Origin of the sequence: Xenorhabdus mauleonii, from assembly GCF_900113945.1 — a bacterium.
In the GTDB taxonomy this organism is placed as follows: domain Bacteria; phylum Pseudomonadota; class Gammaproteobacteria; order Enterobacterales; family Enterobacteriaceae; genus Xenorhabdus; species Xenorhabdus mauleonii.
This window is the reverse complement of sequence record NZ_FORG01000021.1, coordinates 20,767-41,896: the sequence shown is the minus strand read 5'-3', so window position 1 is coordinate 41,896 and position 21,130 is coordinate 20,767. Positions and strand designations below refer to the sequence as shown.

The following is a 21,130-nucleotide window of genomic DNA, read 5'->3' as shown; positions in this document are numbered from 1 at the left end:
ATAATGTTCTATAAAAAACCTATTTTTTGGTTTTTTTATTTACTCTTATTTATTATTTCCATTTGAAGGCTGGCAGTTCAACAAAAATGCGGTTGAATACTCTGTCGAGATATCATCTGGCAACGTCATCTCACATTGAGTCTGACCATCCCAATGAACCCACAATTTGTCACCTTTGTTTATTCCAGTCAGGTAGGCATATCCATCATCACTAACAATGCCAATCTCCCGTTGGATTGCGTTTGTCACGGATGCACCAAAAGGCGGAAACGAACCATCAGGCAGGCGGATGATTGTCATCGCCTTAAGCCCGGATATAACCTGAAATTTACGGTATCCAATGGCGCCTTCAGTCAATGTTGCCAATTGAACCGAACGTATTGCTTCTACATCATCCGGCAATTTATCCAGATCAATGTTTGCAGTATTGCGGTGATAACTGTTCACATCAGCCAGTACAGCCTTGCCAAAGTAGTTAGTATGAACCGAAGAACTGAATGTCTGGACAGGCACATTCCGTACACCTTCGGTATCCACCATCAGACGGGTTGCCCCGGATACGTTCGTACGGTGCAAAGCGACGCCTTTACTGGTTGCAGTCATTCCGCCCTGTAAACCCAGTGTCGCTGTAGTATTATTGCCGGCTTGGTAGCTGGCGCTGGCAGTCACCAGAGCCTCATCACCATAATGGGTGTAATAACCGTCTACCGTTGCTCTTCCGTATGTATTCACACCCGTTGAAATACGATAGTTATTACGATCATCAATTCGATTGAAATAACTTACTGTATGTCCATTACCCAGATTATTCACCAATCCGTTATAACTCACAGTCCCGCTTTCTCCCCAAGGAATGGAAAGACCCAGGTACATGCCATCGTCTTTTTTATTGTTAAATTTATTTCGATAAGCTGATAAATTGACATAAATCCCTTTATGACGTCCGATATCCAGATGTTTAGATATGGAAAGGTCATAGCGGTTATTCGTTGGCTTGTTCCAGTAAGTTTGGTGGCTGAAGCTGAAACTGGTGGACAATCCTATATCATTGAACTGTTTGTTCAAATTAATGGTATACAGCTCTTTTCCACCCTCGGTAGATATATCGCGGTAACGGCGGTCAACGTATTGTCCCATAGTCATAAAATCACGCTGAGAGAAACGATATCCGGCAAATGTCATCTGGCTGTTGTATTGTTCAAAACGTTTCGAGTAACGAAGGCGATAAGATCCTCCCGTAAACGTTTTGTTTTCTCCCGGCAGTTTTGCTCTTGATTCTGTAACATCAAACGACAATGCACCCAACATCTGCAAATCACGACCAACCCCCAGCGATAAGGCGTTATAGTCACCCGCTCCCAAGAATCCGCCATATAATGACCAGCCGTTATTGATCCCCCATGAGAATTCTCCCAGACCAAAAGCCGGGCCTTCTCGGCGATGTTTTTCATTAGTGGATTGCCCGCCAATAAATTTGTACTGCACACGTCCGGGGCGTGTCAGGAAAGGAACCGTTGCCGTATCGACCTGAAACTCCTGCACACCGCCATCCTGCTCTTCAATTCTGACATCCAGTGTCCCTGCTACAGCATCACTCAGATCCTGAATACGAAATGGACCTGTAGAAACCTGAGTTTCATACAGAACTCTTCCCATCTGGCTGATGGTAACTTTGGCATTGGTTCTCGCGATCCCAGTGACTTCAGAGGCATAGCCACGTAAATTGGGTGGCAGCATATTTTCATCTGTTGCCAGGCTGATCCCCGTATAACGGAAGCTATCGAAGATATCGGAATTAAGGTAGTTTTCCCCCAGAGTCAACTTAGCCTCTAGAGTGGGAAGCGCACGATACAGATAGTAACGGCTCCAGTCCCAATTTCTGACACTGCGGCGTTTTGTATTATCCGAACTCCCAGTGTTTGTGTGATCATACTGGGCCTGCCAATTGGCACGGAAGCGCCACGCGCCAGCATTTATGCCTGCCGTACCATTTGCGCTGATTCGCTGGCTGGCGTTGTCATGCTCAGGTCTGATTGCCTGCGCATACAGGTTATAGTCAAACAATAGCCCCGGAATTCCTTCATCCCAGCGGGCAGGAGGATCCCAATCCGATGATTCATATTCCAGATAAGTTTTAGGAACAATTAAATACAGGGTATAGGTACTCAAATCCCCTTTGGCTGACATCCCCGGCAAGCTATTCAGATCAAGACATTTTTCATTATTCTGCCAAACTAATTTGCCGGCCCACTTTGATTTCAGGGCTATTTTTTTCACCAATTCTGGTGAAACACAAGCCTCACTGCCTTTCGGGTCATTATCCGGAACAATAAAATCAATAGGATACATATCCTGCAATTCAGACTGATTTACCCGAACAGCCATCATATAGTTCCCCGGCATGATATAACCTGCACGGGAAAATTTTTCCAAATCAATATTGCCGCGTTCATTGAGTTCCAGCGCATCAGTATTGAATTCGATGGGGTTAGAATAAGCAAACTGGATACCGAATAGCGAAAATAGTATCAGGGCAGAAAGTGGCTTGATTCCGGGCATCAGGGGCTTCACATTTGTTTTATTAGTTATTCTTTGTTTATTGAGCATGTAATTTTTATTAAATATTCTTTTTCTATTACTGCATATTTTTTTATTAACAGTCGAAAAACCATGATTCATAGAAGCTATAAACCAAGCCATAACATCCTCTAAGCGATGAATCGCTAATAACCCAATTTGAATTTAATTACTGCCTGATAGTGCCAAGCCTGCATGTATGTCTGAATGTGTGATTTCCCGAATATAGCCATCCGAAAAAACATAGACTTCAATTAACACTAAAAAAGAGTTTCAATTCACAGCCGTTTAAATCGCTTTCTCATTGGTTTTATAAACCATGATTATCCACAGCACATATTTGAAATAAACTGAGTAATTATGTCAGGAACCCCAAATACAGGGGAGATCATGAAAGGCTGCATTTTGAGTGACATGTGCAAATAAAATACTCGTTAATATTGCCATAGGGCAGCATCAATTAACTATCATTCAAGATCAGATTTTATTATACACAAGTCACGCTCAAAAAATATTCACATGTCTTGCCCTGACTCCAAATAAAAGTCACTGGGCTTCCTGACATTTAGAAATTAGAAACTATCTTTTAATTTTCGCTATTACAGGTAGCTTAATGTAAAGTGTGCGAAAGCAAAGAAATTACCTGTTGTTACATTCTGACCTGGGATAGTTTTCAGGTTCGCATCGAAACGCAGACGGTTATCTACTGCATCTACAGCAGTTGTAGGGTGGCCTAAACGAACCATTCTTCCGTTCTCGCCATCATTCAAGTCGCCAATCTGGATACCAACGCCTTTAGCTTCACCTCTGATAGCTAACAGATCTCCGTCAGCACTATCCACGTCACCAGTGAACGTTGTGGAGATTTTCTTTCCTGTGATATCAGCACAGTTTTCTAAAATAATATCAAAAGGGATGCGCTCGGATTGGCCGTCTTTGTTAGACTTAAATTTAGAAGTCCGAACTTCACCAAAATTAACATCAATATGAGGGTTTTTAATTGAACAAGTTGGGTTAATAATAGTGCCTTTGAAATGAACGAAACCACGGTCATTCATATTTTCCACAGAGTTAGCCGCATTTGCTGCGCCTGCAGTTAAAGCTACACCAAAACCCAATACCATTGCCAATTTATTCAATTTCATAATTTCACCGATGCCTTTTAATTTTAAAAAAAACAGATGTACAACCAAAAGGGATCTAAGCTCAGGAATTAATTTCTGATGCTCAGATTAGAAGTTATTTAGTTTTTTGACGGAAACAATAAGTAGTCAAAATGAACCAAACTGTAAATATCATTCTACACAATAAGACCTAAGTCAAATTTCAGACGATAAAACTACCTATGTGCTTTAACATCATATGAAATATGACTTTTCATAGCATATAGCGTGTAATGCGCAGTATATATTTCTAATATTTTCTTAATTTTAGATTATTAAACTTAATTGTGCCGAGCAGTGTTTAGCAATTCAGTATCTTAATTGGCGTTGCTTTCTTGTTCTATTTTATTTTTTAAATGCAAATTGGCATTTTATTATTTTTCCATAAGTTAAATATTCGAATTTAATTATTGAAGTAATCGATTGGTAACAAATAAGAGCAAAACTTTAGACCAGAGCAATAAATTATCAAGCTAACTATTAATCACTATTATTAATTTATTTTAATAATTTAACATTTTTTGAATCAATTAATTTGATTCATTTTTTAATCAGATTAAAAAAATAAAAAGTATCTATTAAATAGATAAATGAAAATCATTCTTGATAAAATATGTAAAATTAATAGACGATTCATAAATAAAAAGCCCTTTCCATTATTGGAAAGGGCTTATGATTTTTCATAAATTAGAACAATTAATTATGATTTTTTAATTGTCACCCAATAAAATAGATTCAAGTGCAATTTCAATCATGTCATTAAATGTATTTTGACGTTCTTCTGCTGTCGTTTGTTCGCCAGTGCGAATATGGTCAGATACAGTGCAGATAGCCAGTGCTTTTGCACCAAACTCAGCCGCTACACCGTAAATACCGGCAGCTTCCATTTCAACGCCCAGAATGCCGTATTTTTCCATGACATCGAACATTTGTGGATCGGGAGTATAGAACAGATCTGCTGAGAAGATGTTACCAACGCGAGCATCGATGTTTTTCGCTTTGGCCGCATCAACGGCATTGCGAACCAGCTCAAAATCCGCAATCGCCGCGAAATCGTGATCTTTAAAACGCAGGCGGTTGACTTTGGAGTCAGTACACGCACCCATGCCAATCACAACATCACGAATTTTTACGTCTTCGCTGACCGCACCACAAGAACCGATGCGGATGATTTTCTTAACACCAAATTCAGTTATCAATTCCTTGGCGTAAATAGAACAGGATGGGATACCCATGCCATGGCCCATAACAGAGATGCGACGTCCTTTGTATGTACCGGTGAAACCCAGCATACCGCGAACATTGTTAACCTGACGGGCATCTTCCAAGAAAGTTTCTGCAATGTATTTTGCACGCAGTGGATCACCAGGCATCAAAACAACATCAGCGAAGTCGCCCATCTCAGCATTAATATGTGGGGTGGCCATAATTTTATTTCCTTGTTTTTATTGCATGTAAAAATAAACGAAAATGGGGAGGCCAATGGCCTCCGCAAAAATTAAAACATGACTTTGCCATAATCCATTGGAGTCAGATCGAAATATTTTGCGACTGTCTGACCAATGTCGGCAAAGGTTTCACGATGCCCTAATGAGCCCGGTTTAATTTTAGGCCCGTAAACCAGAACAGGAATGTGTTCACGGGTGTGATCTGTACCCGCCCAAGTTGGGTCACAACCGTGGTCAGCGGTGAAGATCAAAATGTCGTCTTCTTTAACCAGTTTCAACATTTCCGGCAAGCGGCGGTCAAACAACTCCAAGGCTGCCGCATAACCTGCCACATCACGTCGATGACCATAAGAGGAGTCAAAATCAACGAAATTGGTGAATACGATGGTATTGTTCCCCGCCTTCTCCATTTCAATCAGAGACGCATCAAACAAGGCATCAATGCCTGTCGCTTTAACCTTTTGGGTAATGCCCACATTGGCGTAGATATCCGCAATCTTACCAATGGAAACCACTTCGCCTTGTTTTTCATCAACCAATTTTTTCAGGATGGTTGGTGCGGGTGGTTCAACAGCCAAATCATGGCGGTTACCCGTACGCTGGAAATTCCCTGCTTTATCCCCCACAAATGGGCGGGCAATAACGCGGCCAATGTTGTAGTTGCCGATATTCAACTCTTCACGGGCAATTTCACACAGTTCATACAAGCGATCCAAGCCGAATGTCTCTTCATGGCAAGCGATCTGGAAAACCGAGTCAGCTGAGGTATAGAAAATCGGCTTACCGCTTTGCATGTGCTCTTCACCCAGTTTATCCAGAATAACTGTACCGGAAGAGTGACAGTTGCCCAGATATCCAGGCAGATTGGCGCGCTCGACTAGTTTATCCAGTAATTCCTGCGGAAAACTGTTTTCTTCATCACTAAAATAGCCCCAGTCGAATAAAACCGGAACGCCTGCAATTTCCCAGTGACCTGATGGCGTGTCTTTACCAGAAGAAAGTTCACTCGCGTAGCCATAGGCGCCAATAATATCGGCATCTTTATCCAAGCCCACCGGGAAAATTCCACTGGACTCTTCTGCTGCCAGCCCCAATCCCAAGCGGCTCAGATTTGGCAGGTTCAATGGCCCCTTACGACCGATATCAGCCTCACCACGGGCGCATTGTTCTGCTATATGCCCTAAAGTGTTAGATCCCTCATCGCCAAACTTTGCCGCATCAGCACTTGCCCCGATGCCAAAGGAATCCAATACCATGATGAATGTACGTTTCATAATTTTCTCCTGCGTCAATTCACGCTATCAATGCGGAAACTGCCAGCTATTAAAATCGATTTCAATGCTTAGATGATTTATCCGTTGATATGACGATAAATCATCGATATAGGGGCTTTTGCTTCCGTTTGTTCAAAGTCTGTTTTTTCAAAAACGAAAGCGTTGCGCACAGCCTCTGCCGCCTCTTGCCAGGCATTCTCACTATCGGCATGAATTATTGCCAAGGGAGTATCTGCATTTACTTTTGTACCCAGCGCAACGATATCGTTCAGCCCCACACTGTAATTTATCGGGTCAGTTGACTTGCGACGCCCCCCGCCCAATGCAACAACAGACATGCCCAATGCTCGGGTATCCATTTTTGCAATAATGCCACTTTGCCCAGCCAATACCGGTTTGCTGACTTTGGCGCTCGGCAAGTAATGCGCGTAATTTTCAACAAAATCGGTTGGGCCTTTTTGCGCTGCCACCATGCGACCAAATATCTCGGCCGCTCTGCCGTTATCCAATACCGTCTGTAACTTGCGACGTGCATCTTCGCGATCGCTTGCCAGATTCGCCGAAACCAGCATTTCAATGGACAGTGCCATGGTAACTTCATATAACCGGGGATTGCGGTACTCCCCTGTCAAAAATTGAACGGCTTCGCGCACTTCCAATGCGTTGCCTGCACTGGAGGCCAAAACCTGATTCATATCCGTCAGTAACGCCGTCGTTTTACAACCCGCACCATTCGCTACTTGGACGATGGCTTCTGCCAACTGCTCTGATTGTTCGTAAGTCGGCATAAATGCACCGGAGCCGACCTTCACATCCATAACCAAAGCATCCAACCCTTCAGCCAGTTTTTTGCCCAAGATTGATGCTGTAATCAAAGGGATTGAGTCTACTGTTGCCGTTGTATCACGTGTTGCGTAGAAGCGTTTATCCGCTGGGGCCAATGAATTCGTTTGCCCGATAATTGCAATTCCGACATCACGGATAATGTCACGGAAACGGTGTTCATCCGGGAAGATGTCAAAACCGGGGATAGATTCTAATTTATCCAGTGTTCCACCGGTATGCCCCAATCCTCGCCCTGAAATCATCGGGATGTAGCCGCCACAAGCAGCAACCATCGGGCCAAGCATCAGGGACGTCACATCTCCCACTCCACCCGTTGAATGTTTATCAACAATCGGGCCGGGTAAATTCAATTTTTTCCAGTCTAAAACAGTACCAGAATCACGCATTGCCAATGTCAAAGCAACACGTTCTTCCATTGTCATGTCATGGAAATGGATGGTCATTGCCAGTGCAGCTATCTGCCCTTCTGAAACCGTGTTGTCACGGACGCCATTAATAAAGAAACGGATTTCTTCTTCATTCAATGGATGACCATCGCGCTTTTTACGGATGATTTCTTGTGCCAAAAACAAAGCTACCTCCCAATCATTATTATCTGAAAAGAATGGCAGTAATGCACACTATCTTAGCGTGCATTCAATGAGTCATTATTGATCTCAATAACCACTGCTCTGCTTTTGTCCTTGATGTCCAAGTGTTGTCAGCAGGTTCCCCAGCAAACTGGAAGCACCAAAACGGAAATGACGGGGATCCGCCCATTTGTCTCCCATGATACGCCCAACCAGTGCCAAATATTGTGCGGCCTCTTCAGTTGTGCGTACTCCGCCCGCAGGTTTAAAACCAACCGTTTCACCTACACCCATATCGCGGATCACTTTCAGCATAATTTCAGCACTTTCCAGTGTCGCATTCACCGGCACTTTGCCGGTTGAGGTTTTGATGAAATCAGCACCGGCGTTAATTGATATTTCAGAGGCCTTGCGAATTAACGCGGCGTCTTTTAACTCACCCGTTTCGATAATAACTTTCAGCCAAACACCGGATTCAGCACAGGCTGCTTTACAGGCTTTTACCAGATCAAAGCCAACCTGTTCATCACCGGCAAGCAGCGCTCGATAAGGGAAAACCACATCCACTTCATCAGCACCATAAGCGATAGCCGCACGTGTTTCAGCCAATGCGATATCAATGTCATCGTTGCCGTGTGGGAAATTGGTTACCGTAGCAATGCGAATATCAGGGGTTCCCTGTTCACGCAACACCTTGCGCGCTACGGGAATAAAGCGAGGGTAAATGCAGACTGCGGCCGTGTGCCCGGCTGGGCTGTTGGCCTGACGACAAAGTGCTGCGACTTTCTCATCGGTATCATCTTCATTTAGTGTAGTTAAATCCATCAAACTCAGCGCATGCTGAGCAGCAGCGGTTAAATCGGTCATAAAACTCTCCAACGGTATTATTATCGTGACTGAATCAGTTCACATATTCTTTTGTACGATTATTTTGAACGAATGGTTGCCTTGGACAATCAACTCATTTGTTTGTTGGCGAGCGGACTTGGTTCCTTGAAGAACAACAGAGTTCCTTCTCTCCGCACTATTTTTAGCTTGCTTCAGCTTGTGTGACCTTAATGGAATCAATGTGATCCATAAAGCCCTTGCCTGTCATTATTTGAACATGTTAATGAGCAACGGTTAGTGCTGAATATCACACTAATAAAATGCAATTTGCAACCACAAACATTTTATTGTGAATAAAATCACATTAAATAGTTTCAGGAAAAACAAATGCAGGTGAGAAACCTCACCTGCATTCAGTTTAATACATATTTTCTGCGTGTTATAACGCGAGGAAGAACCCAGCAATTGTTGCACTCATCAAGTTAGAGAGTGAACCAGCCAAGACAGCTTTCAAGCCGAAACGAGCGATATCACCGCGGCGCTTCGGTGCCATTCCGCCCAAGCCACCCAGCAAAATAGCAACAGAAGATAGGTTCGCAAACCCACACAGAGCAAAAGAAATAATTGCTTTAGTGTGATCGGAAAGTACATGCAGACCTGCCGCTCGAACGACATCATCTGGCTTCAAGTATTCACCAAAATTCATGAATGCCACGAATTCATTGACAACCAGTTTCTGGCCGATAAAAGAACCCGCGATAGTTGCTTCACTCCATGGAACACCGATCAGATAGGCGATTGGTGCGAAAACCCACCCCAGGATCAGTTCCATTGATAATTGAGGATAATCGAACCAGCCGCCGATACCACCTAACATGCCGTTCAACAACGCAATCAATGCGGTAAAGGCCAATAGCATCGCACCAACGTTAAGCGCCAGTTGCATACCGGATGCCGCACCTGATGCCGCAGCATCAATGACATTCGCAGGGCGATCTTCCGCCGCTACCAGTGACATAGCATCTTCTGTGTCGTGCGTTTTTTCAGTTTCAGGTACCATCAGTTTTGCAAACAGCAAACCACCCGGAGCAGCCATGAAGGAAGCCGCAATCAAGTATTCCAGAGGAACGCCCATTGATGCATAACCTGCCAATACTGAACCGGCTACAGACGCCAAGCCACCGCACATTACTGCGAACAATTCAGATTGGGTCATGGTTGCAATATAAGGACGCACAACCAGAGGTGCTTCGGTTTGGCCTACGAAAATATTTGCTGTTGCAGACAGAGATTCAGTCCGTGATGTACCCAGTACTTTCTGCAAGCCACCACCCAAAATTTTGATGACGAGTTGCATAATGCCCAGGTAATACAAAACCGCAATGAGTGAGGAGAAGAAAACAATAACTGGCAAGACGCGCAAGGCAAAGATAAAGCCGGCACCGCCGAACAATTCGAACATTTTGTCGGAAACCAGTCCGCCAAAAATAAAATCTGTTCCTTTCTGGCCGTATCCAATTACGTTGGCAACGCCTCTTGACATGCCTCCCAGAATATCTCTACCGGCAGGTACGGAAAGTACAAATGCCCCAATAGCAACCTGAATCAGAAAGGCGCCCAGGACAGTACGGATTTTAATGGCTCGATAGTTACTGGAGAAGAGTACTGCGATAAGAACCAGCACTGCCATCCCGATCAGGCTCATAAGGAGTTGCATTGGAAGAATCCCTGTTCACTGAATTAATAATAAAGGAAATATGTCAGTTATTTTGAAAATTCCTACTGACATTGTGTGTGCGGGATTATACCGAGTCCCCAGAGGGAACAAGTAACTAACATCACAAATTGATACAGATAAAAGTAATATAAAAACTAGAAATGAGACTCTCATCACATAAAACCACCTAATTTCAGTGGGGTTAGATAATATGATGGGAAAATAGGTAATAAAAAGAATAAATAAGCAGAGAATATAAGTTAAACATTATTAATGTTTAACAGGTGTGAGTTCTAGCTTCTCACGGCTCACAAAGCCCCAGTGATATTTACTCGTTTAAATCCATTTAGTTAAGCCAGCGAAAACAGCTTTTCGCTGTTGCCATAAATTTGGTTGGCAATATCGATCGGCGCTTCTCGACGTAATTCACATAATGCTGAAAAAACCTGTGCGACTCTTTCTGGCCGGTTTGGTTGTCCTTGAAATCCCGACAATGGCATATCGGGCGCATCAGTTTCCAATACCAAAGAAGTCAGGGGCAGTTGGGAAATGGTATTACGTGTCTTTTGCGCCCTGTCATAAGTAATGGTTCCCCCGACACCGATGTAAAACCCCAGACGAATAAACGCCTGCGCCTGAGATAAACTGCCGGCAAAACCGTGGATCACGCCAGTACGCGGCAATTGATGCTTTCGCAATATAGCTGCCAATGGGTCATGGCTTTTTCTGGAATGCAGTATCACAGGCAAATCATTCTGCTTCGCCAGCTTAAGTTGAGCTTCCAGCACATTTTTCTGCCGCTCGAACTGTGGCTCAGGCATATAAAGATCAAGGCCGATTTCTCCTACCGCCACGCATTTGGTGTTTTTTTCCTGCAAATATTGCCCCAATTGTTCCAAATGATCATTTTGATGTTCTTGGATATAAAGCGGGTGCAACCCAAATGCGGCATAAATGGAGGAATAGGTCTCCGCCAACACAGCAACCCGCTGGAAATTCATTTGACTGACCGTGGGCACAATGATTTTTTTCACGCCCACGTTTTGGGCCTGTTGCAGGCTTTTTGTCGCATCATCGGCAAAAGGAGGAAAATCAAAGTGGCAGTGTGTATCAATAAACATCTCATTATTCCGATTATCTATCGTGTTCAATTCCGTCGCCGGCATTATCAACTGTATCAAGCACGGTTGTCCCAGCGATAGAGTGATTCGCCTTATTCAAAAAGTGGTTTCGCCGAAAGTGATTGTGATTGGCGTCATTGGCACTGAATCCATTTCGGTACACGCCATATCCCTTAAGCTCTGGCGAACTAAATTCTCCTGCCATAAATGTATGCCCGATAGTCGCCAAAAAATATCGCCCACAGCGTCTTCCCAAATAATAATCTTTATTCAATACATTGATCCGGCTGCCCAATGCCATCGTGGACAATGGAGCAGGTGGGTAAATCTCAAAAATCTGTACCCCATCCGGTGGGTTTTCGATAAATTTCTGCGTCCGGCGATAACTTTTGGCATGAAGGTTGAGCATTTTAACCATTTTTTGCAGGCTACTGGTTTCCAGCCAACGCTCCATCCGTCTGAGCCACTGGGGCGTATAATAAAGCTGCGAAGGAACTGTCCGGATAACAACAATCGTATCAGCACCACGGCGATACGCCTCTTGCACCGGTATCGCATCACAAATGCCGCCATCTTGATAAGTCACATCGCCAATCGTTACGCCATTGCGGTACAGGCCGGGGATGGCGCTGGAGGCTTTGACAATCTCCATCCAATTTTTGTCATCAGGATGTAAATAGTCAGGTTCAAAGTTATCAGCGCGGCAAGCGCACATGTAGAATTCTCGCCCGGCTTCGAACTGGCTCATGGCAACGGGAATATTGAGCGGAAGTTGTTCAGTGATGGTGTTCATATACCAATCCAGGTCTATCAGATGTCCACCACGGACAAAGCGCAATGGATTAAAGAAAGCCGGATCGGTTGTATAACGGTTGATCACCTTGCGAGCATAACCCTGCTGGCCGCAAAGATAGGCAGAGATGTTTTGGGCACCTGCAGATGTTCCAAGAAATAAATCAAATGGATTAAAACCAAGGCGAAGAAACTCATCTAAAACGCCGGCGGTAAAAATTCCACGCTGGCCACCACCTTCACAAACGAGAGCAATCTTTTTGGGTTTGTGCTGGGGCTTATAAGCCAAAGGTTCTATATTACCCAACGTTATAGGTATACGTTTCCCCACTATCCTCTTCCTCTACAAGTTAATCACGACATTAAAGCATAATACATAGACCGGATATCTATTAGTATATTGTTGCTGAAATAGCACGTTCATAATGCCTTAGTTAAATAAAGGAATGGTTAAACAAAGGTATATCCATTATTGGCTGCTCTTTATTTTTTCATGCCTTGTAAAATTATTGAGAATAGCGTTGTCGGGAATAAAATTTTGGGAAATGTCGTTGAGGCAGAATTTGAGGAACAAGCTGAATTTATCCAATGATTTTTCACCACAATCATTTTATTTTAACCATAAAAAAGAGTGGCTCATTATGGCCACCCCTTTAAACCGTTGGCTGCTTTGTTCAGCCCATTATTTCTTGATCCATTATTTCTTGATGACAAGCGAGCTTTTCACGGATTTGACGCCTTTCACGCCATGAGCAATCTCTGCAACTTTTACCGCTTCGTGCTTGCTTTTGACAAAGCCGGACAGGTAAACAACACCTTTTTCAGTTTTTACGGAAATGTCATTGCTGTTTATTCCTTTATGTTCCAGCAACTTCCCTTTCACTTTCGCCGTGATGCTACTGTCATCCAGATAGTCATCCGCTTTTTTCAAGGAATTATCAACCTTCTTCCCTGCTTCGTCTATGGTTTTACCTATTTTCTGCCCCGTGCTCTCCGGAGCTTTCCCAGAGGGAATTTCCGCAGCCAAAACACTACCAGTCATCAGTACTGAACCCAGAACAACAGCCAGTAGTGAATGCGTACGCTTGATATTTTTCATCCTACCACCTTCTATAAATAAGCCAGAACCGTTACCAAAACAGTATGTCAATTAGCGCTTGGTGACAAAATGGCTTTTACAAAAAATAACGTATATTTTCACTAAACCAGAGAGTTATTCTTTAAATACAAATTAAATGAGATGATATCATTGAAATAACAAGGGCTAACAGAATAGTCAGCCCTGAAAGGAATTAATCAGAAGATACGGATTAGTGTTCCCGCGTTTTACGGAAAGAAACGTCAGGATAGCGTTCACTGGTCAAATTCAAATTAACCATTGTCGGCGCGATGTAAGATAAATTATCCCCACCATCAAGTGCCAAATTCTGCTCATTCTTACGTTTGAATTCTTCCAGTTTCTTCACATCGCTGCACTCTACCCAACGAGCAGTAGTAACGTTAACAGGCTCATACAGCGCTTCAACGTTATATTCACTCTTCAAGCGAGCCACAACAACATCAAACTGAAGCACACCAACCGCGCCCACGATCAGATCATTATTCATCAGTGGGCGGAAAACCTGTACAGCCCCTTCTTCTGATAATTGAACCAAACCTTTCAGCAATTGTTTCTGCTTCAAAGGGTCACGCAGGCGAATGCGGCGGAACAGCTCAGGAGCAAAGTTAGGAATGCCCGTAAATTTCAGCTCCTCACCTTGGGTGAAGGTATCACCAATCTGGATAGTGCCATGATTGTGCAAGCCGATAATGTCACCCGGATAGGCGTCTTCAACATGGGAGCGATCACCCGCCATAAAGGTCAATGCATCAGAAATCACAACATCTTTCTTAATGCGGACTTGGCGCAGTTTCATGCCTTTTTCATATTTGCCGGAAACAACTCGCAAAAACGCAACCCGGTCGCGGTGTTTTGGATCCATATTGGCTTGGATTTTGAAAACAAAGCCCGTGAATTTCTCTTCATCCGCAATCACTTCACGTGCATCAGTTTTACGGGGCATTGGTTTCGGCGCCCATTTAACAAGGCCATCCAGCATGTGGTCTACACCAAAGTTACCTAACGCAGTACCGAAGAATACCGGCGTCAATTCACCCTGCAAAAAGGCTTCTTGATCAAACTCATGAGATGCGCCTTTGACCAGTTCCAGCTCTTCACGCAGTTGATTCGCCAACTCTTCACCAACAGCGGCGTCCAGCTCAGGATTATCCAATCCTTTGATCGCACGCACTTCCTGAATCGTATGACCTTGGCCCGTTTGGTACAAATACACTTCATCAAGGTAAAGATGATAAACACCCTTGAAGGATTTACCGCAGCCAATAGGCCAAGTAATTGGGCTACACGCGATTTTCAGCTCGTTTTCCACTTCATCCATCAACTCCATCGGATCGCGAATATCACGGTCGAGTTTATTCATGAAGGTCAGGATGGGAGTATCACGCAGGCGCGTCACTTCCATCAATTTACGGGTACGATCTTCAACCCCTTTCGCGGCATCAATGACCATCAGACAGCAGTCAACGGCGGTCAGAGTACGGTAAGTATCTTCAGAGAAGTCTTCGTGCCCGGGGGTATCCAGCAGGTTTACCAAACAATCCCCGTAAGGGAACTGCATCACGGAAGTGGTAATAGAAATACCACGCTGCTTTTCCATCTCCATCCAGTCTGACTTGGCGTGCTGGTTAGAGCCTCGCCCTTTTACCGTTCCTGCTTTCTGGATAGCCTGTCCGAATAACAATACTTTTTCGGTAATCGTTGTTTTACCCGCATCGGGGTGAGAAATTATTGCAAAAGTGCGCCGTTTAGCGACTTCTTGCAGGAATTGGGAATTTGACATCAATGGGATCTTCTAGTTTGTACACGGATTGAGGCCGTCTGGGAAACGTCCAGCAGGCTCTTTGCTTTCAAATCCGTCAATGTTAATGGTGATTGGCGCTTATTTTCGCTGAACTTGGATTTATAAACAACCAATGAAAGCTTGAGATTATGCATAAGCCAGCCATTAATTAATCTGGTTGAATTAAGAATCTCTTTCGATCTCATTTATCTACATCACCGGTCACCTATCACTCATAACAGTACATTTATTTTGAGGTGCTTATTTCGCTACAGTTATATGCCATTTGCTTGGGAATGTCTTTTTTGTCCGATTATTTTGCATACCGCTTCGCAAGAATTTTCATTAAATCCATTTATCCATAAATTTGTTCATCCATAGAACGGTTCATCCACCAAACAGCGGCAACGCCATAATAATTGCATCTTCCTTTCCGCCCGCAGTCGGGTAATAATTCTTGCGGATGGATACTTCGTTGAAACCTAAGTTTTCATATAGATGAATAGCAGATTGATTGGAGCGCCTCACCTCAAGCCAAAGTGTGTTTATCTGCTTTTCAGGCAGTATATCGATAAGATAAGACAACAGTGTTCTGCCGTATCCCCGTGATTGATATTCAGGATGAATGGCAATATTAAATAGCGTGGCTTCATCCATAACGTATTGTGTTATCGCAAAGCCAATAATCTGGTCATTCAACGTCATTTTATAGTTGAGATAACGTTCTCCCTGATTGGAGTAAAAGGTTTTTTCACTCCAAGGAAATGCATGGCTGGCCTGTTCTATTTGAAATGCTGCGGAAAGATCAATGTGAGTTAATAGAGAAATATTCTTCATAATGGTAAATTTGTTGCCAAAGAGCGCGTTTTGCATTCCCATCAAGAGATAAGTCATTTAATGCCGGGCTTCTCAAAGAAATCCCTTGTATTGATAAGGTAATATCAACCCCCAACAGCCAGCATGGGCAGCGGATTGATTCTGAAAGAAGTTCAACATCTTTTGCCGTGATGCAATATACCGATGAAGCCTCAATTCCCATGGCTGTGAAAATATCAGCAAACAACGAATGACTTAAGTCGATATGATCATGGGTAATGATCAATAGACGGGTTGAATCAGGGATGAGGACAGACAATTCACCTTGCAAGGCCATTGGGCTACGCAAAACCCATTGGGTTATCCCCAATCGGGAAAGTAATCTGTCACGCTTCGTCATCGTGTTTTATTCCATCTGCCATAAAAAAATAACAGGTAACATATTATCAGAGGGCTTATCTCTGCGCCAATCGGCATGGTATCCCAATTTAGCCCAATGATAGTTATACTTGATAAAGATTTATAAGGAGCTATACATAGATGTCAGTATTAACACCGGCCAGCGAAGTTATCCTGCGCCATCATGAGCAACTCAGTTCTCATCACCTACTATTTGCCGGCGATCTTCAGGACAATCTAGCAACAGAAATCGAAGCTGCAAGTGTGCGAGTGCAAACGAATCAATATCATCACTGGCAATCTCTGATCCGCCAGCTTGGTGACAATGCCAGATTTGGTCTTGTAGCAGACAGCGCATTCATCAAAGGGTGTGATACGCTGATTTATTATTGGCCAAAAAGCAAGCAAGAAGCGCGTTTCCAGCTACGCAACCTATTTTCTGTCCTGCCTGTCGGTACTGACATCTTTATTGTGGGCGAAAATCGCAGTGGTGTACGTAGTGTTGATAAGCTGATGGAAGGCATCGCGACTTTCCACAAAATTGATACTGCCCGCCGTTGCAGCCTGTTTTATGGTCAATTGAAAAGTCAGGTTCAATTTGATCAAAACAATTGGTGGAACAGCTATCAAGTGGGTGATATTACCGTCAATACCCTGCCCGGCGTATTCAGCCAAGATGATTTAGATGTCGGCAGCCGCCTGCTGCTGTCAACTTTTGATGCTCCTATCTCCGGCAGTCTGCTGGATATGGCATCTGGCGCAGGCGTGTTGGCAGCGGTGCTGGGTAAGAAAAACCCTGACTTATCCCTGACACTGAGCGATGTTAATGCCGCAGCCATCACATCCAGTAAGGCAACACTGAAAGCCAATAAGCTGGAAGGTAATGTTGTAACCAGTAATGTGTATTCCGCCATTGAAGATAAATTTGACTGGATAATCTCCAATCCGCCTTTCCATGATGGCTTGAAGACAACAATTACAGCGGCTGAAGATATGATCCGCATGGCGCCAAGTTATCTGAAACCCGGCGGTAAGTTGCGGATCGTTGCGAACGCATTCCTGCCTTATCCGAACTTACTGGACAGCGCTTTTGGCAACCATCAGGTCATTGCCCAAACAGGTAAGTTTAAAGTGTATCAGGCGACGAAAAAGTAATTCGCCCAATAAGCATGATCTTTTGCCTGCTTTAGTTTAATGAGCAGGCAATTTCCCCCAAATATCAAAATGCCGATTTTTACACCAATCACGCAGTTTTCCACTAAATAATGATTGACGCGAGCCGTAAAATCTCTAGAATGCGCCTCCAGACTATCTGTTTAAGTGGATAGTATCTGATACATGCGAGGGTGGCGGAATTGGTAGACGCGCTAGCTTCAGGTGTTAGTGTTCTTACGGACGTGGGGGTTCAAGTCCCCCCCTTCGCACCAAATCAGATAACAAACTTAAACAAATCGGATAAAGACAGTACCTGCGAGGGTGGCGGAATTGGTAGACGCGCTAGCTTCAGGTGTTAGTGTCCTTACGGACGTGGGGGTTCAAGTCCCCCCCTTCGCACCACTGTTTCATTATCCTTCTGTTTCCTTTCCCTGGTTTTACTTCACTAACCTAGCTTCCTGATTTTTCCTTATCCAGTCCCTTGCTTACTAAGCACTAGTTAACTGTCTGTGCATCAACTAACCGTCAGTGTGCTTCAAAAATATCCCAAATAGCGTAATGTGCCGAATAAACTACAAACAACGGTAATAACAGCAGGGATCAACAGGAAGTGGCGTGTATGGCGATGCAACAAAAGTGCAAGAGTCAGAAGCATTGCTCCCTGAATACTCATTTTAAATTGTTCCATGCCTGCGCCTGTGATAAGCAGCATTGATACAATCAGTGCTGACAGGCTTAAACTGGATAACAGCATTCCCCAGAATCCTGTCACGTTTTGCCAAAAAACTGGCTTCAAATTCTGCTTTACACGGGCCACAATAAACCGCCACCATAAATGATAATGATTACCAATATCATATATGATGACGGATTAATCACAACCTGAAAATAAGCCCTCAATACAATTCTTCTGATATCAACGAATCATCAGATATCAAAAAAAAGAGGCTGTTGGCTCATTTTCCTATCATTTGTTGCCATTATCTTTTAAACCCAACGCATCACGCATCGTGAAAAACAGATCCGTCTGGTCAGTCAAACCAACAACATTGGCAGCTTGTGGGCCATAAGCTGCCACGCGCAATTGTGTACCGGCATGCTCCTGCGCATCTTTATCTTCTGATGTCGCATAGTTGATGGTCATGATCCCGCCATCTTTAGTAATGAGAGAACGGGTTAAACCAGGTGATTCAATTTCAGGTTCGATAATCTGGCTGGCATGTCCATGATCACCGGTCACAATAACCAGCGTATCACCACGCTCTTTCGCAAATTTAAGACCAACTTGCAGTGCCTTATCCAATAAAACAGTTTCACCAATTTGGGCACACGGGTTGGAATTATGATTCTGTTTATCAATCGAAGCACTTTCCACTAGCAGGAAAAAGCCATTTTCATGCTCTTTGAGTAAATCAATCGCCTTTTCTGTCATTTGATCTAATGTCGGCGCATTAGGATCTAACTTGGAATTGATTTCACACTTGACTGGCGCTTCATTAATGTTGCCGCGGTAAACCGCTTTTGGCCCTTGCCAAGCAACATCCATCGTTCCTTTATGGAAGATGCCCAATAGCGGTTTTTGTTGATTGGCTTCTTTAACGCTGGTTAATGATGCTGCATCAGTCACCCATTGATAACCTTGATCAAGAGCTTGTTCTTTCAGCGTCTTTCCTGCATTAGCACCGGATACGGATTTTTGGTCGAAATATTTTGCACCGCCACCCATTGTCACATCAGCACGAGCCACCAACAACTGCTCTGTAATGGAACCCTTACCGCCATTTTCTAGCGCATTAGCCGGACATTTTTTCGAAACTTCTTCTGGCCCATAGCACTTACGTTGTGTCACATGTGCATACATAGACGCTGGTGTTGCATCTTGCACTATCGCCGTAGTGATGTTCCCCGTTGCTTTGCCATTCTTTTTGGCTAGCTCCAGAATAGATTGCTGGGCTTGACCAAAAACATCGACTCCTACTGCGCCGTTATACGTTTTGACTCCTGTGGCAAAAGCTGTGGCAGAAGCAGAAGAATCTGTCGCGTAATTCGGTTTATGTGTTTTTTCATTCAGTGAATAATTCGTGTATTGCCCTGTAAATGGCAACGCATCAATGCCCTTAAAGAATCCACCTGCGCCTTCTGCATAATTACGGCCAATCGTAATTTCAGAATCTCCCATGCCATCACCAATAAACAAAATCACATTTTTAGCTTTGGTATTGCTCAATGCAGCCTTGAGTGCTTCAGTCTGATCTTGAGTAAAGCGACGGGCTCCGCCAAATTTAGTTATATCGCTTTGTGCTACCCGCTGTTGTGCCATGATGTTGTTTGAATCATCAGTTGCCCACGCAGGAACATTCGCTCCCAACATCAATGTGGTAACCACAACAGCAAGTAAGTTTTTTTTATAAATACGCGACATAGAGTTTCCTTGTAACTTGTAATCAGATAAAGCAAAAGAAATTATCTTCTTAAACTATAAGTATTATTGATATACCAAATAGTAGTTATTTGAATCTATAACGATTCGATATTAACAAAAAATGTACAAAACAGAGCGCGCCAAAGCGCCACAAAAAACAACTTAATATATTGATAATTAATCAATTTATTAAGAAAATAGTAAGACTAAGACACCGTCAAGGCGGATAGGTAATCAAGTGATTAAACTTGTCTATAATTACAACATTTAAAAGAATGCATGTACCTGCATTCTTTTGAGGTATTTATCTAATGAATTCTCAATTAATTTTATGGCATAAACTCCAGCATATTTTTGATTCAGCCGAAAATTTTGTGGCGAAGCGTCTTCAGAGCAAATATAACATTGGCATGTCTGAATACCGGGCATTGCATCTTCTATCCTGCGCTCCCAAAAGTGAGTTACGGATGCAGGAGCTCGCGAGCTTATTAAATTTAAATCAAAGCTCGGTGAGTCGGTTGGTAGAAAGACTGGAACGCAATAATTATACATTCCGCGATACCTGCCCTGATGATAAACGGGGGATCTATACCGTACTGACCAGTACCGGAAAAGGGAAATACATTGAAGTTAAATCAGTGTATGAAACAGCTATTCTTGAAGTATTGGAAGAACAAAAATCAGACTCTCTCAATAAGAAACTCATCGAAGCTATCTTTTCTGTTACCGACTCACAAGATAATCGGCCATCCTGAGGGTGGCCACAGAGTCAGTATCTCACTCTAATTGTTAATTTTCAGCGAGTCACTTTCAGCACTTAGCGCTTAAATTGTAAAAATGGCTGTAACCCATCTGGAATAGGAAGCTTTCTGACCACAAGGGATTGCCAATCCAAAAGATCGCTCGCGTATAACGATGCCGGTAATCAAAGCCATATGCCGCGGCCTCATTTCTGTCGACGGCAAACAGTACCAGTGCCAGAAGCATTGCTCCCTGAATACTCATTTTACATTGTTCCATGTCTGCGCCTGCAATAAGCAACATTGATACAATCAGTGCTGACAGGCTTAAACTGGATAACAGCATTCCCCCAAAATCCTGTC

Annotated in this window: 18 protein-coding genes and 2 tRNA genes; 4 read left to right on the top strand and 16 right to left on the bottom strand. The window is 43.5% G+C overall.

The features are described 5' to 3' along the window. Nucleotides 1-45 precede the first annotated feature (45 nt). From BM100_RS16920 to BM100_RS16855, 13 genes are all read right to left on the bottom strand, one after another. Entirely contained in the window at nt 46-2,559 is a 2,514-nt protein-coding gene (locus tag BM100_RS16920) for an outer membrane usher protein (RefSeq protein WP_244590712.1), read from the bottom strand. Between the two features lie 617 nt (nt 2,560-3,176). Further along, nucleotides 3,177-3,722, bottom strand: a complete 546-nt coding sequence (locus tag BM100_RS16915) for a fimbrial protein (protein WP_092513071.1) — start codon at nt 3,720-3,722, stop codon at nt 3,177-3,179. A gap of 728 nt (nt 3,723-4,450) precedes the next feature. After that, nucleotides 4,451-5,167 (bottom strand): purine-nucleoside phosphorylase, encoded by a 717-nt coding sequence (gene deoD, locus BM100_RS16910; protein ID WP_092513069.1) that lies wholly within the window; start codon nt 5,165-5,167, stop codon nt 4,451-4,453. Nucleotides 5,168-5,238: 71 nt separating this feature from the next. Then, a complete protein-coding gene (gene deoB, locus BM100_RS16905) occupies nt 5,239-6,462 on the bottom strand; it encodes a phosphopentomutase (protein WP_092513067.1) in 1,224 nt (407 codons plus the stop codon). A 77-nt stretch (nt 6,463-6,539) separates the two neighbouring features. After that, nucleotides 6,540-7,880 carry a thymidine phosphorylase gene (gene deoA, locus BM100_RS16900; protein ID WP_092513065.1) on the bottom strand — a complete coding sequence of 447 codons (1,341 nt, stop codon included), beginning with the start codon at nt 7,878-7,880 and terminating at the stop codon, nt 6,540-6,542. Between the two features lie 84 nt (nt 7,881-7,964). Continuing rightward, on the bottom strand, nt 7,965-8,744 hold the full coding sequence (deoC, locus tag BM100_RS16895) for a deoxyribose-phosphate aldolase (RefSeq protein ID WP_092513063.1): 780 nt from the start codon (nt 8,742-8,744) through the stop codon (nt 7,965-7,967). Nucleotides 8,745-9,144: 400 nt separating this feature from the next. Continuing rightward, nucleotides 9,145-10,410, bottom strand: coding sequence for a NupC/NupG family nucleoside CNT transporter (locus BM100_RS16890; RefSeq protein ID WP_175494974.1), 1,266 nt, complete (start codon nt 10,408-10,410; stop codon nt 9,145-9,147). A 362-nt stretch (nt 10,411-10,772) separates the two neighbouring features. After that, nucleotides 10,773-11,543, bottom strand: a complete 771-nt coding sequence (locus BM100_RS16885) for a TatD family hydrolase (protein WP_092513135.1) — start codon at nt 11,541-11,543, stop codon at nt 10,773-10,775. 13 nt (nt 11,544-11,556) lie between these two features. Next, nucleotides 11,557-12,669 (bottom strand): patatin-like phospholipase family protein, encoded by a 1,113-nt coding sequence (locus BM100_RS16880; protein WP_244590714.1) that lies wholly within the window; start codon nt 12,667-12,669, stop codon nt 11,557-11,559. Between the two features lie 363 nt (nt 12,670-13,032). Further along, complete coding sequence (locus tag BM100_RS16875) at nt 13,033-13,434, bottom strand: BON domain-containing protein (protein ID WP_092513059.1); 402 nt, start codon at nt 13,432-13,434, stop codon at nt 13,033-13,035. Nucleotides 13,435-13,645: 211 nt separating this feature from the next. Continuing rightward, the gene (gene prfC, locus BM100_RS16870; protein WP_092513057.1) at nt 13,646-15,235 is read right to left on the bottom strand and encodes a peptide chain release factor 3; all 1,590 of its coding nucleotides are present in this window, start codon (nt 15,233-15,235) and stop codon (nt 13,646-13,648) included. Between the two features lie 387 nt (nt 15,236-15,622). Next, the gene (gene rimI, locus BM100_RS16860; RefSeq protein WP_092513053.1) at nt 15,623-16,072 is read right to left on the bottom strand and encodes a ribosomal protein S18-alanine N-acetyltransferase; all 450 of its coding nucleotides are present in this window, start codon (nt 16,070-16,072) and stop codon (nt 15,623-15,625) included. Beyond that, nucleotides 16,041-16,451: a DNA polymerase III subunit psi gene (locus BM100_RS16855; RefSeq protein ID WP_092513051.1), complete on the bottom strand. Its 411-nt coding sequence runs from the start codon at nt 16,449-16,451 to the stop codon at nt 16,041-16,043. The genes rimI and BM100_RS16855 overlap by 32 nt, the downstream gene beginning before the upstream one ends. A 140-nt stretch (nt 16,452-16,591) precedes the next feature. Here BM100_RS16855 and rsmC point away from each other — a divergent pair, with 140 nt between their 5' ends. From rsmC to BM100_RS16840, 3 genes are all read left to right on the top strand, one after another. Further along, nucleotides 16,592-17,605, top strand: a complete 1,014-nt coding sequence (gene rsmC, locus BM100_RS16850) for a 16S rRNA (guanine(1207)-N(2))-methyltransferase RsmC (RefSeq protein ID WP_092513049.1) — start codon at nt 16,592-16,594, stop codon at nt 17,603-17,605. A gap of 185 nt (nt 17,606-17,790) precedes the next feature. Next, nucleotides 17,791-17,877, top strand: a tRNA-Leu gene (locus tag BM100_RS16845). Nucleotides 17,878-17,920: 43 nt separating this feature from the next. After that, nucleotides 17,921-18,007 (top strand) — tRNA-Leu (locus BM100_RS16840). Nucleotides 18,008-18,140: 133 nt separating this feature from the next. On the opposite strand, the gene BM100_RS16835 is transcribed toward BM100_RS16840, so the two are convergent. Further along, the gene (locus tag BM100_RS16835) at nt 18,141-18,377 is read right to left on the bottom strand and encodes a DUF1435 family protein (RefSeq protein WP_274539956.1); all 237 of its coding nucleotides are present in this window, start codon (nt 18,375-18,377) and stop codon (nt 18,141-18,143) included. Between the two features lie 195 nt (nt 18,378-18,572). Beyond that, complete coding sequence (phoA, locus tag BM100_RS16830; RefSeq protein WP_092513045.1) at nt 18,573-20,027, bottom strand: alkaline phosphatase; 1,455 nt, start codon at nt 20,025-20,027, stop codon at nt 18,573-18,575. 311 nt (nt 20,028-20,338) lie between these two features. Between phoA and BM100_RS16825 the strand changes: the two genes are divergently transcribed. Further along, complete coding sequence (locus BM100_RS16825) at nt 20,339-20,782, top strand: MarR family winged helix-turn-helix transcriptional regulator (RefSeq protein WP_092513043.1); 444 nt, start codon at nt 20,339-20,341, stop codon at nt 20,780-20,782. A 55-nt stretch (nt 20,783-20,837) separates the two neighbouring features. Here BM100_RS16825 and BM100_RS16820 read toward each other — a convergent pair whose 3' ends face one another. Continuing rightward, nucleotides 20,838-21,113, bottom strand: coding sequence for a hypothetical protein (locus BM100_RS16820; protein ID WP_092513041.1), 276 nt, complete (start codon nt 21,111-21,113; stop codon nt 20,838-20,840). Between the last annotated feature and the right edge of the window lie 17 nt (nt 21,114-21,130).

Bases quoted from the DNA above. Each gene is read 5' to 3' on its own strand.
- phoA (WP_092513045.1), bottom strand. From the start codon at position 20,027: ATGTCGCGTATTTATAAAAAAAACTTACTTGCTGTTGTGGTTACCACA.
- BM100_RS16875 (WP_092513059.1), bottom strand. From the start codon at position 13,434: ATGAAAAATATCAAGCGTACGCATTCACTACTGGCTGTTGTTCTGGGT.
- rsmC (WP_092513049.1), top strand. From the start codon at position 16,592: ATGTCAGTATTAACACCGGCCAGCGAAGTTATCCTGCGCCATCATGAG.
- BM100_RS16890 (WP_175494974.1), bottom strand. From the start codon at position 10,410: ATGAGCCTGATCGGGATGGCAGTGCTGGTTCTTATCGCAGTACTCTTC.
- deoC (WP_092513063.1), bottom strand. From the start codon at position 8,744: ATGACCGATTTAACCGCTGCTGCTCAGCATGCGCTGAGTTTGATGGAT.
- prfC (WP_092513057.1), bottom strand. From the start codon at position 15,235: ATGTCAAATTCCCAATTCCTGCAAGAAGTCGCTAAACGGCGCACTTTT.
- BM100_RS16885 (WP_092513135.1), bottom strand. From the start codon at position 11,543: ATGTTTATTGATACACACTGCCACTTTGATTTTCCTCCTTTTGCCGAT.
- deoD (WP_092513069.1), bottom strand. From the start codon at position 5,167: ATGGCCACCCCACATATTAATGCTGAGATGGGCGACTTCGCTGATGTT.
- BM100_RS16920 (WP_244590712.1), bottom strand. From the start codon at position 2,559: ATGCCCGGAATCAAGCCACTTTCTGCCCTGATACTATTTTCGCTATTC.
- BM100_RS16915 (WP_092513071.1), bottom strand. From the start codon at position 3,722: ATGAAATTGAATAAATTGGCAATGGTATTGGGTTTTGGTGTAGCTTTA.
- BM100_RS16855 (WP_092513051.1), bottom strand. From the start codon at position 16,451: ATGACGAAGCGTGACAGATTACTTTCCCGATTGGGGATAACCCAATGG.
- BM100_RS16820 (WP_092513041.1), bottom strand. From the start codon at position 21,113: ATGCTGTTATCCAGTTTAAGCCTGTCAGCACTGATTGTATCAATGTTG.
- BM100_RS16825 (WP_092513043.1), top strand. From the start codon at position 20,339: ATGAATTCTCAATTAATTTTATGGCATAAACTCCAGCATATTTTTGAT.
- deoB (WP_092513067.1), bottom strand. From the start codon at position 6,462: ATGAAACGTACATTCATCATGGTATTGGATTCCTTTGGCATCGGGGCA.
- rimI (WP_092513053.1), bottom strand. From the start codon at position 16,072: ATGAAGAATATTTCTCTATTAACTCACATTGATCTTTCCGCAGCATTT.